This window comes from Scandinavium sp. (assembly GCF_036271055.1).
Lineage (GTDB): Bacteria > Pseudomonadota > Gammaproteobacteria > Enterobacterales > Enterobacteriaceae > Scandinavium.
Genome location: NZ_DATBBJ010000108.1, coordinates 41,372 through 57,822, shown reverse-complemented (window position 1 = coordinate 57,822; position 16,451 = coordinate 41,372). Strand labels below are relative to the sequence as shown.

17 protein-coding genes and 1 tRNA gene are annotated in these 16,451 nt (G+C 52.9%); 13 read left to right on the top strand and 5 right to left on the bottom strand.

Annotated features, from left to right (window positions below; all coding sequences use genetic code 11):
* Positions 1-152: 152 nt before the first annotated feature.
* Both VH187_RS22680 and VH187_RS22675 read left to right on the top strand, forming a co-directional pair.
* Positions 153-1,007: a winged helix-turn-helix domain-containing protein gene (locus tag VH187_RS22680; RefSeq protein WP_329703691.1), complete on the top strand. Its 855-nt coding sequence runs from the start codon at positions 153-155 to the stop codon at positions 1,005-1,007.
* Complete coding sequence (locus VH187_RS22675; protein WP_329703690.1) at positions 997-1,497, top strand: hypothetical protein; 501 nt, start codon at positions 997-999, stop codon at positions 1,495-1,497. The genes VH187_RS22680 and VH187_RS22675 overlap by 11 nt, the downstream gene beginning before the upstream one ends.
* A gap of 35 nt (positions 1,498-1,532) precedes the next feature.
* Here the strand turns inward: VH187_RS22675 and VH187_RS22670 are convergent.
* Both VH187_RS22670 and VH187_RS22665 read right to left on the bottom strand, forming a co-directional pair.
* A tRNA-Arg gene (locus tag VH187_RS22670) sits at positions 1,533-1,604 on the bottom strand.
* Between the two features lie 79 nt (positions 1,605-1,683).
* Positions 1,684-2,610: a formate/nitrite transporter family protein gene (locus tag VH187_RS22665; RefSeq protein WP_329703689.1), complete on the bottom strand. Its 927-nt coding sequence runs from the start codon at positions 2,608-2,610 to the stop codon at positions 1,684-1,686.
* A gap of 168 nt (positions 2,611-2,778) precedes the next feature.
* On the opposite strand from VH187_RS22665, the gene mlaA reads away from it, so the two are divergent.
* Positions 2,779-3,534, top strand: coding sequence for a phospholipid-binding lipoprotein MlaA (mlaA, locus tag VH187_RS22660; protein ID WP_329703688.1), 756 nt, complete (start codon positions 2,779-2,781; stop codon positions 3,532-3,534).
* 66 nt (positions 3,535-3,600) lie between these two features.
* On the opposite strand, the gene fadL is transcribed toward mlaA, so the two are convergent.
* Complete coding sequence (gene fadL / locus VH187_RS22655) at positions 3,601-4,932, bottom strand: long-chain fatty acid transporter FadL (protein WP_329703687.1); 1,332 nt, start codon at positions 4,930-4,932, stop codon at positions 3,601-3,603.
* A gap of 372 nt (positions 4,933-5,304) precedes the next feature.
* Here fadL and VH187_RS22650 point away from each other — a divergent pair, with 372 nt between their 5' ends.
* The 4 genes from VH187_RS22650 to sixA all read left to right on the top strand — a co-directional run bounded on the left by VH187_RS22650 (position 5,305) and on the right by sixA (position 9,897).
* The gene (locus tag VH187_RS22650) at positions 5,305-5,589 is read left to right on the top strand and encodes a YfcZ/YiiS family protein (protein ID WP_329703686.1); all 285 of its coding nucleotides are present in this window, start codon (positions 5,305-5,307) and stop codon (positions 5,587-5,589) included.
* A 158-nt stretch (positions 5,590-5,747) separates the two neighbouring features.
* Complete coding sequence (fadI, locus tag VH187_RS22645) at positions 5,748-7,058, top strand: acetyl-CoA C-acyltransferase FadI (RefSeq protein WP_329703685.1); 1,311 nt, start codon at positions 5,748-5,750, stop codon at positions 7,056-7,058.
* The gene (fadJ, locus tag VH187_RS22640; RefSeq protein ID WP_329703684.1) at positions 7,058-9,238 is read left to right on the top strand and encodes a fatty acid oxidation complex subunit alpha FadJ; all 2,181 of its coding nucleotides are present in this window, start codon (positions 7,058-7,060) and stop codon (positions 9,236-9,238) included. The genes fadI and fadJ overlap by 1 nt, the downstream gene beginning before the upstream one ends.
* Positions 9,239-9,411: 173 nt before the next feature.
* Positions 9,412-9,897 carry a phosphohistidine phosphatase SixA gene (sixA, locus tag VH187_RS22635; protein WP_329703683.1) on the top strand — a complete coding sequence of 162 codons (486 nt, stop codon included), beginning with the start codon at positions 9,412-9,414 and terminating at the stop codon, positions 9,895-9,897.
* Between the two features lie 38 nt (positions 9,898-9,935).
* Here sixA and smrB read toward each other — a convergent pair whose 3' ends face one another.
* Positions 9,936-10,487 carry an endonuclease SmrB gene (smrB, locus tag VH187_RS22630; protein WP_329703682.1) on the bottom strand — a complete coding sequence of 184 codons (552 nt, stop codon included), beginning with the start codon at positions 10,485-10,487 and terminating at the stop codon, positions 9,936-9,938.
* Between the two features lie 164 nt (positions 10,488-10,651).
* Between smrB and prmB the strand changes: the two genes are divergently transcribed.
* The 6 genes from prmB to VH187_RS22600 are packed head-to-tail and all read left to right on the top strand — an operon-like array spanning position 10,652 to position 15,182.
* Positions 10,652-11,584, top strand: coding sequence for a 50S ribosomal protein L3 N(5)-glutamine methyltransferase (gene prmB, locus VH187_RS22625; RefSeq protein ID WP_329703681.1), 933 nt, complete (start codon positions 10,652-10,654; stop codon positions 11,582-11,584).
* 21 nt (positions 11,585-11,605) lie between these two features.
* Positions 11,606-12,691 carry a chorismate synthase gene (aroC, locus tag VH187_RS22620; protein ID WP_329703680.1) on the top strand — a complete coding sequence of 362 codons (1,086 nt, stop codon included), beginning with the start codon at positions 11,606-11,608 and terminating at the stop codon, positions 12,689-12,691.
* Positions 12,692-12,715: 24 nt separating this feature from the next.
* Complete coding sequence (gene mepA, locus VH187_RS22615) at positions 12,716-13,540, top strand: penicillin-insensitive murein endopeptidase (protein WP_329703679.1); 825 nt, start codon at positions 12,716-12,718, stop codon at positions 13,538-13,540.
* Positions 13,540-14,349, top strand: a complete 810-nt coding sequence (locus tag VH187_RS22610; protein ID WP_329703678.1) for a sulfite exporter TauE/SafE family protein — start codon at positions 13,540-13,542, stop codon at positions 14,347-14,349. Before mepA ends, VH187_RS22610 begins: the two co-directional genes overlap by 1 nt.
* Positions 14,349-14,897: an elongation factor P hydroxylase gene (locus VH187_RS22605; RefSeq protein ID WP_329703677.1), complete on the top strand. Its 549-nt coding sequence runs from the start codon at positions 14,349-14,351 to the stop codon at positions 14,895-14,897. The genes VH187_RS22610 and VH187_RS22605 overlap by 1 nt, the downstream gene beginning before the upstream one ends.
* A gap of 9 nt (positions 14,898-14,906) precedes the next feature.
* Positions 14,907-15,182, top strand: a complete 276-nt coding sequence (locus VH187_RS22600; RefSeq protein ID WP_329703676.1) for a YfcL family protein — start codon at positions 14,907-14,909, stop codon at positions 15,180-15,182.
* Between the two features lie 78 nt (positions 15,183-15,260).
* Here VH187_RS22600 and VH187_RS22595 read toward each other — a convergent pair whose 3' ends face one another.
* Positions 15,261-16,451, bottom strand: coding sequence for a glycoside hydrolase family 88 protein (locus VH187_RS22595; protein WP_329703675.1), 1,191 nt, complete (start codon positions 16,449-16,451; stop codon positions 15,261-15,263).

Genomic DNA, 16,451 nt, shown 5'->3' with positions numbered 1-16,451 from the left:
TTTTTACATTTATAATACAAATTCGTATTGTCTGGTAAAATATAAACGTCATGTTTAACAAACACGGGATGTTCTACAACTTTAGAGATATTTACTGTGTGGACTATTATGAGTAATAATTATCGCAATGTATTCGTGTTAGTTGAATGAGAATGAATATCAAAGAGCAAGGATTTATTCTGGATAATGAGCTTTTCTTCAATAGTGAAGAATTCATCCTCACGCACCTCATGTCTAAAAAGAAAATTAATTTAGGTAAAAAACCTTCACTTTTGCTTAAAGCGTTGATCGAACGACAGGGCGATATCTATTCTGTTGAGGAATTTATTGAACTGGAATTACTTCATGGTCGAGTGATTACGGCTGCATCAGTGACGCAATATATTAGCAAGATCAGACGCTCGTTTCGCTCGGTCGGATTCTTTCAGCAGGTGATCCAGACCGCGACCGGGGATGGATATTACCTCTCGAAAAGCGTCAATGTAGAACTTATTAATCTGCAAGATGAAATAGATGTGGAGCAGACTCTGGCTGCCACCGTGGAGAGCCAGGAAGTGATGGATATTGAGACAAACACAGTAGAATACCTGCACGGTGGTCATGGAAAATGGCTTTATCGTTCAGAGCTCAGAAGCCCGCGTTTTTTGATAACCGGGCTTATTATCGCCTGTTCGGTTATCCTGTTGGTGAATATATTTATTTACTATCAGAGTAAATATAATGGTGCAAAAATCAGTGAAAGTCAGATAGCAGACTTTTATCCTTATCATGTATCTTTGGGGGGCTGTGAATATTATCTGGATGTTTCTTCTCAGGATGATAAAGAAAGTGTTATTGCGGCGATCAAAAAAGATCGTTTCTTTAAATGTGGACGTAAGAAGTTTAAATATATTACGATGTACAACAGTACGCCACACTATTCGTACATTTCCTGTAATGTCAGTATTGATAGCAAGTCGCCAGCTAAAAAATGTTATGCGGTGATGAATTTTAACTATGAAAAATAAAATAACCTTGAAGTATCTTGGGCTGATCGTGCTGGCTGTTGCCGCTGCGTGTATTTTGCTCATCAATGTTCATAACGGCTATCTGAACATTAAAAATGACAAATCGGTGCGGGTGTATAATGTTTCCTGCAAAGCCTTCGGTGCAGTGACGATCAATGGTTACACCCTCGATTACGTCAGCAGTTATCGCCTCAATAAAAATGGAATGGGGGCAGTGACCATCAGCGGTAAAGTGTTCAGGAAAGATGAATATCTCGGCGTGCTCGGCTTGCAAACTTTATTTAAATACATTTCAAATGAAGAGCTTATCCACGTCACGTCGCTGAAGAGCTACAAGCAAATAGAAAACGAAATCTCCGACGAGGTGATTGCCAAGGTCATTCCTAAGGCTTATTACCTGCCGGGCAGTACGCAAATTATTGGTCTGGTGAAGTTAGGCAACGGTTACCGACTGGATTACAACTCGTATCCGACCACGTACTGTTATTAGCTATGTGTGTGATGTTAAGTGAGAGAGGAGGGAAGTGTCCCCTGCAGGAATCGAACCTGCAACTAGCCCTTAGGAGGGGCTCGTTATATCCATTTAACTAAGGGGACGAAGCGGCGAGAGTATAGCGTTTTTTGGCTGTCAGGTTAAGCACATAGCCGTCTGACTGCTCAAAGTGTCGCCATTTCCTTATTTATCCTGCTGCTTCTCTTGTGCCTCGGCCTGAGCTTTCAGCTCGGCTTTACGCTTGTTGCTCATGTCATTGCGGATTTGTGCGTGGCTCATGAGCGCAAAAATGAAGGTTCCGCCGCAGATATTTCCGGCGAGCGTTGGCAGGGCGAATGGCCAGAAGAAGTCATGCCAGTGCAGCGTACCGCTGAAGACCAGATACAATATTTCGACGGAGCCGACCACAATATGCGTGGTGTCGCCCAGCGCAATCAGCCAGGTCATCAGGATAATCACCACAATTTTTGCCGCACCTGCGGAGGGGAACATCCAGACCATCGTGGCAATTATCCAGCCGGAAATGATCGCGTTGGCAAACATTTCTCCGGGGGTGTTTTTCATCACGTCCATGCCGATTTTGGTGAAGGCATCGCGGGTAGGTTCATCAAAAATGGGCATGTATTCGAATGCCCAGGCGGCAACGCCAGTACCAATAAGATTACCGAGTAAGACCACGCCCCACAGACGCATCAACAGGCCAAAGTTGCCGAACGTTGGGCTTTGCATGACGGGTAAAACGGCGGTGACCGTGTTCTCAGTAAATAGTTGCTGACGGGCCATGATGACTATCACAAAGCCAAAGGTATAGCCGAGACTCTCCAGCAGAAACCCGCCAGGAACACCTTCAAGCTGAACGTGAAAAATACCTTTCGCCAGCAACGAGGCACCCATTGAAAGTCCGGCAGCAATCGCCGACCACAGCAGTGCCATGGCATCGCGTTCCAGCTCTTTTTCACCGTCCTGGCGAATATGCTCATGAATAGCCATTGCGCGCGAAGGCAGTCGGTCTTCATCGACTTCAATTTTCTCACCCCTGTTTTTTTCGTCACTTTCGACTTCCAGTTCTTCCGTATGGTGGTCAATTTTCTCTTTTGTTGTAGTGTCCATGCGGCTCTTTTCTCGTCAGTTAACCCTCGATAAAGCGTAGCGGGTTTTAGCGACAGGCTCCTCGCGCTAAACGCTTAAATTTGGCGTTATGACATGAATAGCGATACGTCTGTTTCAAAATATGTATAAAATCAGTAAGAGCAGTGATTTCTTTACAGGGAGATACTTATGAATTTTCGCCTGTCTGCGCTTGCGCTGAGCGCGACGCTGCTGGTGGGATGCGCCAGCTCGGGTGACCAGCAACAGGGTCGTTCGGATCCTTTCGAAGGATTCAACCGCACCATGTATGATTTCAACTTCAATATGCTGGACCCGTATGTGTTGCGTCCGGTGGCCGTGGCATGGCGAGACTATGTGCCGCAGCCTGCACGTAACGGCATCGGCAACTTCACCAGTAACCTTGAAGAACCGGCCATTATGGTCAACATGTTCCTGCAGGGTGACCCGTATCAGGGCATGGTGCACTTCACGCGCTTCTTCCTGAACTCCTTGTTAGGGATGGGGGGTTTCATTGATGTCGCTGGCATGGCGAATCCGAAACTGCAACGCGTTCAGCCGCACCGCTTTGGCAGCACCATGGGGCATTATGGCGTGGGGTACGGCCCTTATTTGCAACTGCCGTTCTATGGCAGCTTTACCTTGCGTGATGAGGGCGGTGACGCGGCGGATACGTTATATCCGGTGCTGTCCTGGCTGACGTGGCCGATGTCTATCGGCAAGTGGGCGGTAGAAGGGATTGAAACGCGCGCGCAACTGCTGGATTCCGACGGCCTGCTGCGCCAGTCAACCGATCCGTACATTACCGTGCGTGAAGCCTACTTCCAGCAGCACGATTTTATCGCGAATGGAGGGAAGCTCAGTACTGAAGAAAATCCGAATGCGCAGGCTATTCAGGATGAGCTGAAAGATATCGACTCGCAGTAAGCGAAACGCGAGAAATAAAAAAGGTGAGCACAGCGCTCACCTTTTTTTGTGCCTGATAACGCGTTATCAGAAACGGTAGTTGAAGTTAGAACCGAACAGCCACGCTTTACCGTCAGAGCGGAACTTATACGGGCCTTCTTCTATAGTCACGTTCTGACCGTGCATGTAGGACGCACCCACATCGATAGAAGCATCCTGGTTAAACGCGTAGGTTGCACCTGCGCTCAGCCACAGACGGTCCTGATCCGGAATGGAGATAGAACGATGGTCGGCTGGAACCGGGCTATCATCAAACGCGATACCGGTACGGAAGGTCCAGTTGTCGTCGTAGTAGTAAGTAGTACCCAGCGCCAGACGCCATGCGTCTTTGAAGCTCTCATCTTTATAGAACAGCGTCTCGCCGTTTGAGCCATTAGCTTTCAGCTCCTGGAACTGACTCCAGCTGGTATAGGTCGCGCTATAGTGGATAGCCCACTGCGGTGCCACCTTGTTATAACCAGAAAGTTCCCACATTTCAGGCAGGTTCAGGGTCAGAGAACCATCGACGGTGTGGCCATCGGTGCCCATTGGCAGGCCGAAGCTGCCGAGGATTTGGTTATAGGCAGACGGCAGATCGCTCTTGTATTCACCTTTGTCGAAGTCAACTTTCACTTCAGAGCGGTAGGTGAAGCCGTAACGGTTGTTTTTATCCAGTTCATACAGGATCCCGGCGTTCCAGCCAAAGCCCCAATCATCACCCTTCAGGCGAGCAATCTGCGTGTCGGCAGGGATCTGCGAGACAGCACCAGCCAGCGGCGGGTTGGAATTCAATGCGCCGGAACCGGCAACAATCTGACCTAAATCACCGGCATAGCGTTCGATTTTCGCTTTAGCGTAGACCGCATCAAAGCCGAGGCCGAAGCTCCACGCGCTGTTTAAGCGGTAGGCTGCACTCAGATTCAGGTTAGCGGTTGTCAGGTCGGTTTTACCGCCTACGCTACCTGCTGTGTAGTCATTGTTGTACTCAGTCGCCAGGCCATAATTAGAGGTGACGGACGCGCCGAAACCAAATTGATCGTTAATAGGCATGACAAAGTGTAAGTTTGGAACCCAGGCGGTTGGCGCGATGTTATCGGCATCGGTGCTCTTACCGGTTGGAGATTTACCGGAGATATTCACGTCTGGATCGATGAATACGCCGCCGATAGACATCTGTGGGCGGTCATACATCATAATCAGTGCTGGGTTACGGCTGGCGTTACCTGGATCGTCGGCAATAGCGCCTTCACCAGAATAAGCACGCCCTAAACCAGAGGCAGAAAATTCGTTTAATTGAAAGCCTGCTGACCAGGCCTGTGAAGAGACAAGCGCCACTGCAACTGCTAAAGCAGATTTTGTAAAACGGGTTTTTTGGCTCATGACCATAACCTCAATAGAGTTATTTTTATTCAAAATTTGTTACATGCCGTAACAGAAGTGCGAAGTGTAGGGTCTGTGTTACGTCAGAGAAATCAGACCAGTGCCGAGAGTATAGGTCTGACCAGCTGAGATGTTGCAAGTATGTTTATAAGTTTTTTCAAATGTGATCTAAGAAATTTGATCCAGCTGGCAAAATTCGCGCCGTCGAGGTTCACCTGACAGGGTGATTTTTGTTTTAGATCATTTTTAATTGTGATTTAGCTCACTTCTCCCCGTTCAAATTAATATCAACTGGTGAGCCTTACGGCAGGGGCGTAAAATAAAGGCATTGTTTATCTGGCACCCTGAGTGCGAATACAGAGGAAATCTACGATGAGTAAATGCAGTGCTGATGAAACCCCGGTTTGCTGCTGTATGGATGTTGGCACCATTATGGACAACACCGATTGCACCGCGTCTTACAGCCGCGTTTTTGCGAACCGTGCAGAAGCCGAAGAAACACTGGCAGCATTAAGCGAAAGAGCGCGTGGTGTGGAGTCCGATCCATGCAACATCATCCCGACCTTTAAAGAAGTAGAAGGCGGCGTACAACTGGATATTGATTTCGTATTCTGCTGCGAAGCTGAGACCCTGATTTTCCAGCTCGGCCTGCGTTAATCCCCTCTCTAAACGCCTCTGCCACGCAGGGGCGTTTTCTTTTTTATCTCAGTGTGTTTTGGCTCCCATTTTTGGGCTTCCCTGATTGGCTGAATGTAAAAAATTAGTTAAGACTGTTATCAGGTCAGACCACTTTTTACGTTTATCAGGGGAAGGTTATGAGTCAGGCATTACCGCTTATCACCCGTCAGGGCGATCGCATTGCCATTGTCAGCGGGTTGCGAACCCCATTTGCTCGTCAGGCGACGGCATTTCACGGCATCCCCGCTGTCGATTTGGGGAAAATGGTCGTCGGTGAACTGCTGGCTCGCAGCGAAATTCCCCCCGAAATTATCGAACAACTGGTCTTCGGTCAGGTAGTACAAATGCCCGAAGCGCCCAATATCGCCCGCGAAATCGTACTCGGGACAGGTATGAGTGTGCACACCGATGCTTACAGCGTCAGTCGTGCCTGCGCCACGAGCTTTCAGGCGGTGGCGAACGTCGCCGAAAGCCTGATGGCAGGAACCATCCGCGCCGGGATTGCGGGTGGAGCGGATTCATCATCCGTATTGCCGATTGGGGTCAGCAAAACATTGGCGCGCACGCTGGTGGACGCCAATAAAGCCCGGACGATGGGGCAAAAACTGAAACTCTTCTCTCGTCTTCGCCTGCGTGATTTGGCGCCCGTGCCGCCAGCCGTTGCGGAATATTCCACTGGCTTACGGATGGGGGATACTGCCGAGCAAATGGCGAAAACCTGGGGCATCACGCGTGAGCAGCAGGATGCGCTGGCCCATCGTTCTCATCTGCATGCCGCGAAAGCCTGGGCCGACGGCAAACTGACCGATGAAGTGATGACCGCCTACGCACCACCGTTCCGCGACCCGCTGGAGCAGGACAACAACGTGCGGATGAATTCTTCGCTAGCCGATTATGCAAAACTGCGTCCGGCGTTTGACCGCAAACACGGCACGGTGACTGCCGCCAACAGTACGCCACTGACCGACGGTGCCGCCGCGGTTATCCTGATGACCGAATCCCGTGCGAAAGAGTTGGGCCTGAAACCGCTCGGCTATCTGCGCAGTTATGCGTTCACCGCGATTGATGTCTGGCAGGACATGCTGCTGGGGCCAGCGTGGTCGACACCACTGGCGCTGGAACGTGCCGGTCTGACAATGGCTGATTTGACGCTCTTTGATATGCACGAAGCCTTTGCCGCGCAAACGCTGGCAAATCTCCAGCTCATGGCGAGCGAACGTTTTGCTCGCGACGTCCTCGGACGCAGCCACGCAACGGGCGAAGTTGACGACAGTAAATTCAACGTTCTGGGCGGTTCAATCGCCTACGGACATCCTTTTGCCGCCACGGGCGCACGAATGATCACCCAAACACTCAATGAGCTACGCCGCCGCGGCGGTGGTTTTGGCCTTGTGACCGCTTGTGCTGCCGGCGGTTTAGGTGCGGCTATGGTTCTGGAGGCCGAATAATGGAAACGACATCCGCATTTACCCTGACCGAGCGCCTCGACAATGTCGCCGTCATTACCATCGACGTGCCAGACGAGAAAATGAATACCCTGAAAGCGGAATTTGGCGTTCAGGTTAGGGCCATCCTCAAGCAAATCCGGGACAACAAAGCATTGCGTGGGGTGGTGTTTATCTCGGGCAAGCCGGACAACTTTATTGCCGGGGCCGACATCAACATGATTGGCAATTGCCAGACGGCGCAGGAAGCCGAAGCGCTGGCGAAGCAGGGGCAGCAAATCATGGCGGAAATCCATGCGCTGGCGATCCCTGTGGTGGCGGCAATTCATGGAGCCTGTCTCGGTGGCGGTCTGGAACTGGCATTAGCCTGTCACCGCCGAATTTGTTCCGACGATGCGAAAACGGTGCTGGGCCTGCCGGAAGTGCAACTGGGTTTGTTGCCGGGTTCAGGTGGCACGCAGCGGTTGCCGCGTTTGGTGGGGATCAGCAAGGCGATAGAGATGATTTTGACTGGCAAACAGCTTCGCGCACGTCAGGCTTTGAAAGTCGGTCTGGTCGACGATGTCGTGCCTCACTCCATTCTGCTGGAAGCAGCAATTGAGTTGGCGAAACAAGAGCGCCCCGGTAGCCGTCGTCTGCCTGTACGGGAGCGCATTCTTGCTGGGCCGTTGGGGCGAAGCCTTGTGTTCAGTATGGCAGCGAAGAAGACCGAGCAGAAAACGCAGGGCAATTACCCGGCGACCGGACGCATATTAAAGGTAATAGAAACGGGCCTGGCGCAGGGCAGTAGCAGCGGTTACGAAGCCGAAGCCCGGGCGTTTGGCGAGCTGGCGATGACGCCGCAGTCAAAAGCGCTGCGTTCCATATTCTTCGCCAGCACCGAAGTGAAAAAAGATCCGGCGGCGAACGCGGAACCGAAAGATCTGCATTCCGTGGCTGTGTTAGGCGGCGGTTTGATGGGCGGCGGGATTGCTTTTGTCACCGCCAGCAAAGCGAAATTGCCGGTACGTATAAAGGATATCAATGCCAAAGGTATCAACCATGCGTTGAAGTACAGTTGGGAGTTGCTTGATAAGAAGGTGCGTCGCCGCCATATACGAACCAGTGAGCGCGACAGCCAACTGGCCCTGATTTCAGGCACCACAGATTACCGAGGTTTCGCCCATAGGGACGTGGTCATTGAAGCCGTGTTTGAGGATTTATCGCTGAAACAACAAATGGTTGCGGAAGTTGAATCGCACTTCGCCGCGCACACCATTTTTGCCTCTAACACTTCATCGCTGCCGATTGGTGATATCGCCGCACTGGCGCAACGTCCGGAACAGGTGATTGGCCTGCATTTCTTTAGCCCGGTCGAGAAAATGCCGCTGGTCGAAGTGATCCCGCATGCAGGCACATCGGAAACCACGATTGCCACCACTGTGAAGCTGGCGAAACAGCTCGGAAAGACGCCGGTAGTCGTGGCTGATAAAGCAGGGTTTTACGTTAACCGGATTCTCGCCCCTTATATTAATGAAGCGATGCGGCTGCTGACTGAGGGTGAATCCATTGAACACATCGATGGTGCATTAACGAAATTTGGTTTCCCCGTAGGGCCAATCCAACTTTTGGATGAGGTTGGAATTGATACCGGGACTAAAATTATTCCAGTGCTGGAAAGCGCTTACGGAGATCGTTTTAGCGCGCCTGCAAATATCATTAGCGCAATTTTGAATGACGATCGCAAAGGCAGAAAAAATGGTCGTGGTTTCTATCTTTACGGCGCGAAAGGGCGTAAAAGCAAAAAACAACCTGACCCTGCAATTTATACGCTTATTGGTGCCGGGAAGAAGGGAACGCTCTCCGGGCAACAGATCGCCGAGCGTTGCGTGATGATGATGCTCAACGAAGCGGCACGTTGTTTTGATGAGCAAGTTGTTCGCAGTGCGCGTGATGGTGACATCGGTGCGGTGTTTGGCATTGGTTTTCCGCCGTTTTTGGGCGGTCCGTTCCGGTATATGGATACCCTCGGCGCGGGGGAAGTCGTGGCCATTCTGCAACGCCTGACGACCCAATATGGGCCACGGTTTGCGCCGTGCGACGCATTAGTAAGGATGGCAGAACAGGGCCTGGCCTTTTGGCCCACAAATGAAACTGAGACGCTGAGTCGAGGTCAAATAAAGGTAAATCCAGAAAATGGTTAACGCTGATGAATGGCTATTTTGTAAACAGATATTGACTATACTTACGCCATTGAGGTAAAAAACAGCGTTTCATTCATCGAATGGATCAGGCACAATGCCCGACCACCAGGTGAGCAGCGTGATTCTTGCGTGTGTTTTACTTTGGTGCTTCTGGTTAACAAAAGCGGTGCAATATGCAAGTTTTTATTATGCGTCATGGCGATGCGGCCCTCGATGCAGCCAGTGACTCGGTTCGTCCTCTCACCACGTGTGGTTGCGATGAATCCCGTCAGATGGCGACCTGGCTGAAAGGCCAAAAAGTGGATATTGAGCGCGTTCTGGTCAGCCCGTTCTTACGAGCCGAACAAACGCTGGATGTGGTAGGGGAGTGCATGAACCTGCCAAAGGAGATCGATGTCCTGCCGGAACTCACGCCTTGCGGCGATGTGGGACTGGTAAGTGCCTATCTGCAGGCGCTGGCAAACGAAGGCGTTGCCTCGGCGTTGGTGGTTTCTCATCTGCCGCTGGTGGGCTATCTGGTGTCCGAACTCTGTCCGAGTGAAGCGCCGCCGATGTTCTCGACCTCCGCGATTGCAAACGTCACCCTGGACGCCAACGGGCAAGGCCAGTTCAACTGGCAGATGAGCCCCTGCAATCTGAAGATGGCCAAAGCCATCTGAGTAAAAGGCGGGTGAGCCGTGCGCTTCCCGCCACTTTCTCAAGGCAGCTCAGGTGGTTGCCACTCTTCTATCTCAATCAACACCAGCAATGCGGCATCTCCGCCGTACTCTTTGGGTGCCTGATGAAACGCCATCACGTGTGGATGCTGTGCCAGCCACAGTGGTGTTTGCTGTTTCAGAATGTGCTTACCGTGTCCGTGCATCACACAGGTGCAAAACACATGTTCACGACGACAGGCGGCAATCAGCGCGCCTAATTCCTGTTTTGCCTGCATCTGTGTCAGCCCGTGCAAATCCAGAAACAGCTCCGGGGAGTAATCGCCACGGCGCAATTTCTTCGCTTCGAAATGACTGACGTCAGCACGCACGTATTTCATCGCGCCTTCGGTGTTCAGCAGCGGCTGAAATTCATCGGAAAAATAGTGGCTGTTATCGGCCTGTTCCTGAAGCAAGCGCTTCACCGGCACTTCGCTCACTTTCTTGCGTGCCGGGCGATGGACAATGGTGTCCTGCTTAATCTTGCGGGTGCCGGTCATCAGCTGCTGGAACAGCGCGTGATCCTCCTCGCTGAGTACGGTTTTCTTCTTCATCGACTCTTCTCATTTTCACTTTGCGACAGTTTACCCGACTCTCTTCGCTTCCGGGCAGGGAAAACGCATTTTTTCCCCTGTCCTGCGACGCAAGGATGCTGATTTATCGGCGTCTTCGTGGCAAACTAGCCGCCGAATTTCAGCGATGGGCCCTGGAGGGGAAAATGGATAAAATTTTTGTCGATGAAGCAGTCAATGAGCTGCATACCATTCAGGATATGTTGCGCTGGTCTGTCAGCCGTTTTAGTGCGGCGGGCATCTGGTACGGTCACGGCACGGATAACCCGTGGGATGAGGCCGTCCAGCTGGTGCTGCCGTCACTCTATTTACCGCTGGATATCCCTGAAGACATGCATACCGCGCGTCTGACCTCCAGTGAGAAACACCGCATCGTTGAACGTGTGATCCGCCGTGTGAATGAGCGTATCCCGGTTTCCTATCTGACCAACAAAGCCTGGTTCTGCGGCCACGAATTTTACGTTGATGAACGTGTGCTGGTGCCGCGCTCGCCGATTGGCGAACTCATCAATAACCGTTTCTCTGGCCTGATTTCCCATCAGCCTGAGCATATTCTGGATATGTGTACCGGCAGCGGCTGCATCGCTATCGCCTGTGCTTATGCCTTCCCGGAAGCGGAAGTCGACGGCGTGGATATTTCCCCGGACGCGCTGGCGGTGGCTGAGCAAAACATCGAAGATCACGGTCTGCTTCATCACGTGACGCCAATCCGTTCCGACTTGTTCCGCGACTTGCCGAAAGTGCAATACGATCTGATTGTGACCAATCCACCGTACGTAGATGCAGAAGACATGGCAGACCTGCCGAACGAATATCGCCATGAACCCGAATTGGGTCTGGCATCGGGTTCAGATGGTCTGAAACTGACGCGCCGCATTCTTGGCAACGCACCGGATTACCTCACTGACGACGGCATTCTGATTTGTGAAGTCGGTAACAGCATGGTACATCTCATAGAGCAGTATCCTGACGTTCCGTTCACCTGGCTTGAGTTTGATAACGGCGGCGACGGCGTCTTTATGCTCACCAAAGCGCAGCTTCTGGCTGCCCGCGAACATTTCAGCATCTATAAAGACTAATTAAAATTCGATGGAGTCGTGATGGCAGGTAACACAATTGGACAACTCTTTCGCGTAACCACCTTCGGCGAATCCCATGGTGTGGCACTCGGTTGCATCGTGGACGGCGTGCCTCCGGGTATTCCATTGACGGAAGCGGATCTGCAACACGATCTTGACCGTCGCCGCCCTGGCACCTCGCGTTACACCACGCAACGTCGCGAACCGGATCAGGTGAAAATCCTCTCCGGCGTATTCGAAGGCGTCACCACCGGGACCAGCATCGGCTTGTTGATTGAGAACACCGATCAGCGTTCGCAGGATTACAGTGCGATCAAGGACGTGTTTCGTCCGGGCCATGCAGACTATACGTATGAGCAGAAATACGGCCTGCGTGATTATCGCGGTGGTGGTCGTTCGTCTGCCCGCGAAACAGCGATGCGCGTGGCGGCAGGTGCTATCGCCAAGAAATATCTGGCGCAGAAATTTGGCATTGTGATCCGTGGCTGCCTGACACAAATGGGTGATATTCCACTGGAAATCAAAGACTGGGAGCAAGTTGAACAGAACCCATTCTTCTGCCCGGATCCGGCGAAAATCGACGCGCTCGATGAACTGATGCGTGGCCTGAAAAAAGAAGGCGACTCTATCGGCGCGAAAGTCACCGTTGTGGCTGATGGCGTACCGCCGGGCCTCGGCGAGCCGGTATTTGACCGTCTGGATGCGGACATCGCGCATGCGTTGATGAGCATCAATGCGGTAAAAGGTGTCGAGATTGGCGATGGCTTTGAAGTGGTGAGCCTACGTGGTAGTCAAAATCGCGACGAAATCACCAAAGAAGGTTTTCAGAGCAACCATGCCGGTGGCGTGCTCGGCGGGATCAGCAGCGGGCAGCAAATCATTGCCCACATGGCGCTGAAACCGACCTCAAGCATCACCGTGCCGGGTCGCACTATCAATCGTTTTGGCGAAGAAGTAGAAATGATCACCAAAGGCCGCCACGATCCTTGCGTAGGGATCCGTGCAGTGCCGATCGCAGAAGCGATGCTGGCGATCGTACTGATGGATCATCTGCTGCGCCAACGCGCGCAGAATGCGGATGTGACCACCACACTTCCTCGCTGGTAATTATCTCCAGGGAAACGCGGGAAAATGAAAAAAACCGTTATGGCGCTGCTGGCAATACTTGCCAGCAGCGCAGGATTCGCCGCCACGCCGTGGCAAAAAATTACCCAGCCGATCCCGGGAACGGCGCAGTCGATTGGCGCATTTGCCAATGGTTGCATCGTCGGATCGGAAGGGCTGCCGCTGCGCTCTGATAACTATCAGGTGATGCGTACCGATCAGCGTCGCTACTTTGGTCATCCCGATTTGATCCTGTTCATTCAGCGTCTCAGCAATCAGGTGCACAACCTGGGGCTTGGCACGATGTTGATTGGCGATATGGGGATGCCTGCGGGCGGGCGTTTTAACGGCGGTCACGCCAGCCATCAGTCAGGGCTGGACGTCGACGTTTTCCTGCAACTTCCTCAGATCCGCTGGACGTCTGCGCAACTGTTAAAGCCACAAGCACTGGATTTGGTCGCCGCCGATGGCAAACACGTGGTGCCTTCGCTGTGGTCGCCGCAAATCAGCGCGCTGATTAAACTGGCTGCTAAAGACAACGACGTGACGCGTATTTTCGTCAATCCGGCTATCAAACAGCAGCTTTGCCTTGATGCGGGCACCGACCGCGACTGGCTGCGTAAAGTGCGTCCGTGGTTCCAGCATCGCGCGCACATGCACGTGCGTTTGCGCTGCCCGGCTGGCAGCCTGGAATGCGAAGATCAGGCCGCTCCCCCTGCGGGTGATGGTTGTGGCGCAGAACTGCAAAGCTGGTTCGAACCACCGAAACCCGGGTCAAGCAAACCTGTGAAGAAGACGCCGCCGCCGTTGCCGCCTTCCTGCCAGGCGCTACTGGATGAGCACGTTCTCTGATGGAACATTTCACCGAGATTTTTATGGTGTCACCGCTTTTGCTGGTGGCCCTGTTTTTTATCGCGCTGTTGGCCGGGTTTATTGATTCCCTTGCCGGTGGCGGTGGCCTGTTGACTATTCCGGCGCTGTTAGCGGTGGGCATGTCGCCCGCTAACGCGCTGGCAACCAACAAATTGCAGGCCTGTGGCGGTTCGCTGTCGTCGTCTATTTATTTTGTCCGTCGAAAAGTGGTCAATTTGGCTGACCAAAAACTCAATATTCTGATGACGTTTATCGGCTCCATGACCGGCGCGCTGCTGGTTCAGCACGTACAGTCAGACATTCTGCGTCAAATTCTGCCGCTGCTGGTGATTGGCATTGGTCTCTATTTTTTGTTGATGCCAAAGCTCGGCGAAGAAGACCGCCAGCGCCGTTTGCACGGATTGCCGTTCGCGTTAGTGGCGGGTGGTTGCGTCGGATTCTACGACGGATTTTTCGGCCCAGGAGCCGGTTCGTTTTATGCGCTGGCGTTTGTGACGCTAGCCGGTTTTAATCTCGCCAAATCCACCGCGCACGCCAAAGTGCTGAACGCCACGTCAAACGTTGGCGGTTTGCTGCTGTTTATTATCGGCGGCAAGGTGATTTGGGGGACCGGTTTTGTGATGATGGCAGGACAATTTTTAGGGGCGCGAATGGGATCGCGACTGGTGCTCAGCAAAGGACAAACGCTGATCCGGCCGATGATCGTTATCGTTTCGGCGGTAATGAGCGCGAAACTTCTCTATGACAGTCACGGGGCGGAGATCCTCCAGTGGTTGGGAATTCATTGATGCAACAACAACACCATTTTCAGCAGCTGATCGACATTTTCGACGGCTGTTTTGCTGATGATTTTAATACCCGTCTGATTTCAGGCGAAGACGAACCGATCTATCTTCCTGCTGATGCCGACGCGCCGTACAACCGGATCGTCTTTGCGCATGGCTTTTACGCCAGCGCGCTGCACGAAATTTCGCACTGGTGCATTGCCGGTGCTGAGCGTCGCAAGCTCGTGGATTTTGGTTACTGGTACTGCCCGGACGGGCGCGATGCGAAAACGCAGGGTCAGTTCGAAGATGTGGAAGTCAAACCCCAGGCATTTGACTGGCTATTTTGCGCCGCCGCAGGCTTCCCGTTCAATGTGAGCTGCGACAATCTCGAAGGTGATGTTGAGCCGGACCGCATCGTGTTTCAGCGTCGGGTACATGCGCAGGTGATGACCTATCTCGCAGAAGGTATCCCGGCACGGCCGGCGCGTTTCATCGCGGCATTACAAGATTATTATCAAACGCCGACATTAACGGCGGAACACTTCCCCTGGCCGGAAGATCTAAATTGAGGAAAGAAGATGATCGCAGAATTTGAATCGCGCATTCTGGCGTTAATTGATGACATGGTTGAGCACGCCAGTGACGACGAACTGTTTGCCAGCGGTTATCTGCGCGGCCACCTGACGCTCGCCGTCGCGGACCTGGAAGCCGGAGACGATCACTCTCCGCAAGCGGTCTACGGCCAGGTGTCACAGAGTCTGGAGAAAGCGATTCTGGCCGGTGAGCTCAACCCGCGCGACCAGGCACTGGTGCTCGGCATGTGGGACACATTGTTCCAGAAAGCGAATTTGTAGGCCTGGTAAGGCGTTAGCCACCACCGGGCAAAGAAAAGCCCTCGGTTGTGAAATCGAGGGCTTTTTTGTGACGGCTATTTACCAATACAGCGGCCAAATCTGACGCAGGCGCGCTAACGCTTCGAGATAGAAATAATCCCCCCAGCTACAGCACTGATCAACGCCTTTCCCGCTCGCCATGTGATACACCGAATGTTTAAGCAAGCCCTCGGTCGGGTCGTCGTCGCGTGCGAGATAGTTTTCGGTCAGCGATTTCACAATGCGTAGCGCCATCTCTTCATAATGCGCACGGTGTGGATCTAACGCTGGCAGCGCTTTGACCAGTTCCAGCAATCCACAAGCAGCAATGGCGGCGGCAGAGCTGTCGCGCACCGCATCGGTGCCGAGCAGGGCCAAATCCCAGTGGCACACTTCATCTTCTGGCAGACGATTGAGGAAGTAGTGTGACAGGCTGCGCGACAGTTCGACCATTTTCTCATCACCGGTATGCAGATAGCTCAACAGGAAACCGTAAATCCCCCATGCCTGCCCGCGTGACCAGCACGAGGTGTCGCTGTAGCCCTGATGGGTATTACCGAATCGCGGTTCGCCGGTCACCACATCCATGTAGTACGTGTGCCAGGTGGAGGCGTCCGGGCGCACGATATAACGCGCGGCCTGTTCCACGTGTGCCGTGGCGGCTTCGGCATAGCGCGAGTCACCCGTCTGTTCGCTGGCCCAGTACAGCAGCGGTAGATTCATGTTGCAGTCGATAATCATCCGGCCTTTTTGCTCCGGATCGTTGAGATCGCCCCACGCCTGAATGATTTTCGCCGTTGGGTTAAAGCGTTCCATCAGCGTGTCGGCGGCCTGTAATGCGGCCTGGCGCGCAGCTTTGTCACCGGTCAATCGCCAGGCGCTCACGCAGGAAAGCGAATACAGAAAACCCAAATCGTGAGTGGCGGTATCAATGCGTTTCTCAATGCGTTCGTAAAAAGAGGGCAGGGTGCGCTCTGCCGCTTCACGAAAACGCGCTTCGCCGGTCATTTCCCAGGCGAGCCACAATTGTCCGGTCCAGAAACTGGTGGTCCATTCCACATTTTTGGTGCGCGGCCAAATGCCATTTTCACAGGCTTCACCGGGGAAGCTGTCGCCAAAGGCGGCGATATTGCGATCTAATTTCTGCGTGACTCGGGCGAGTGCCGCATCCAGACTTTGACGCAGCGCCTGACGGTCGATAGCGTACAACTCAACAGGGCGCAGCGGCTCGGTAACAACGGAAGGGGTCAT

What these genes read in the sequence shown, in the direction of transcription:
- VH187_RS22665 (WP_329703689.1), bottom strand. Translation starts at nt 2,610, where the DNA reads ATGGACACTACAACAAAAGAGAAAATTGACCACCATACGGAAGAACTG.
- sixA (WP_329703683.1), top strand. Translation starts at nt 9,412, where the DNA reads ATGCAAGTTTTTATTATGCGTCATGGCGATGCGGCCCTCGATGCAGCC.
- VH187_RS22610 (WP_329703678.1), top strand. Translation starts at nt 13,540, where the DNA reads ATGGAACATTTCACCGAGATTTTTATGGTGTCACCGCTTTTGCTGGTG.
- VH187_RS22680 (WP_329703691.1), top strand. Translation starts at nt 153, where the DNA reads ATGAATATCAAAGAGCAAGGATTTATTCTGGATAATGAGCTTTTCTTC.
- mepA (WP_329703679.1), top strand. Translation starts at nt 12,716, where the DNA reads ATGAAAAAAACCGTTATGGCGCTGCTGGCAATACTTGCCAGCAGCGCA.
- aroC (WP_329703680.1), top strand. Translation starts at nt 11,606, where the DNA reads ATGGCAGGTAACACAATTGGACAACTCTTTCGCGTAACCACCTTCGGC.
- fadI (WP_329703685.1), top strand. Translation starts at nt 5,748, where the DNA reads ATGAGTCAGGCATTACCGCTTATCACCCGTCAGGGCGATCGCATTGCC.
- smrB (WP_329703682.1), bottom strand. Translation starts at nt 10,487, where the DNA reads ATGAAGAAGAAAACCGTACTCAGCGAGGAGGATCACGCGCTGTTCCAG.
- VH187_RS22650 (WP_329703686.1), top strand. Translation starts at nt 5,305, where the DNA reads ATGAGTAAATGCAGTGCTGATGAAACCCCGGTTTGCTGCTGTATGGAT.
- fadL (WP_329703687.1), bottom strand. Translation starts at nt 4,932, where the DNA reads ATGAGCCAAAAAACCCGTTTTACAAAATCTGCTTTAGCAGTTGCAGTG.
- VH187_RS22595 (WP_329703675.1), bottom strand. Translation starts at nt 16,451, where the DNA reads ATGACCCCTTCCGTTGTTACCGAGCCGCTGCGCCCTGTTGAGTTGTAC.
- prmB (WP_329703681.1), top strand. Translation starts at nt 10,652, where the DNA reads ATGGATAAAATTTTTGTCGATGAAGCAGTCAATGAGCTGCATACCATT.
- VH187_RS22605 (WP_329703677.1), top strand. Translation starts at nt 14,349, where the DNA reads ATGCAACAACAACACCATTTTCAGCAGCTGATCGACATTTTCGACGGC.
- VH187_RS22600 (WP_329703676.1), top strand. Translation starts at nt 14,907, where the DNA reads ATGATCGCAGAATTTGAATCGCGCATTCTGGCGTTAATTGATGACATG.
- mlaA (WP_329703688.1), top strand. Translation starts at nt 2,779, where the DNA reads ATGAATTTTCGCCTGTCTGCGCTTGCGCTGAGCGCGACGCTGCTGGTG.
- VH187_RS22675 (WP_329703690.1), top strand. Translation starts at nt 997, where the DNA reads ATGAAAAATAAAATAACCTTGAAGTATCTTGGGCTGATCGTGCTGGCT.
- fadJ (WP_329703684.1), top strand. Translation starts at nt 7,058, where the DNA reads ATGGAAACGACATCCGCATTTACCCTGACCGAGCGCCTCGACAATGTC.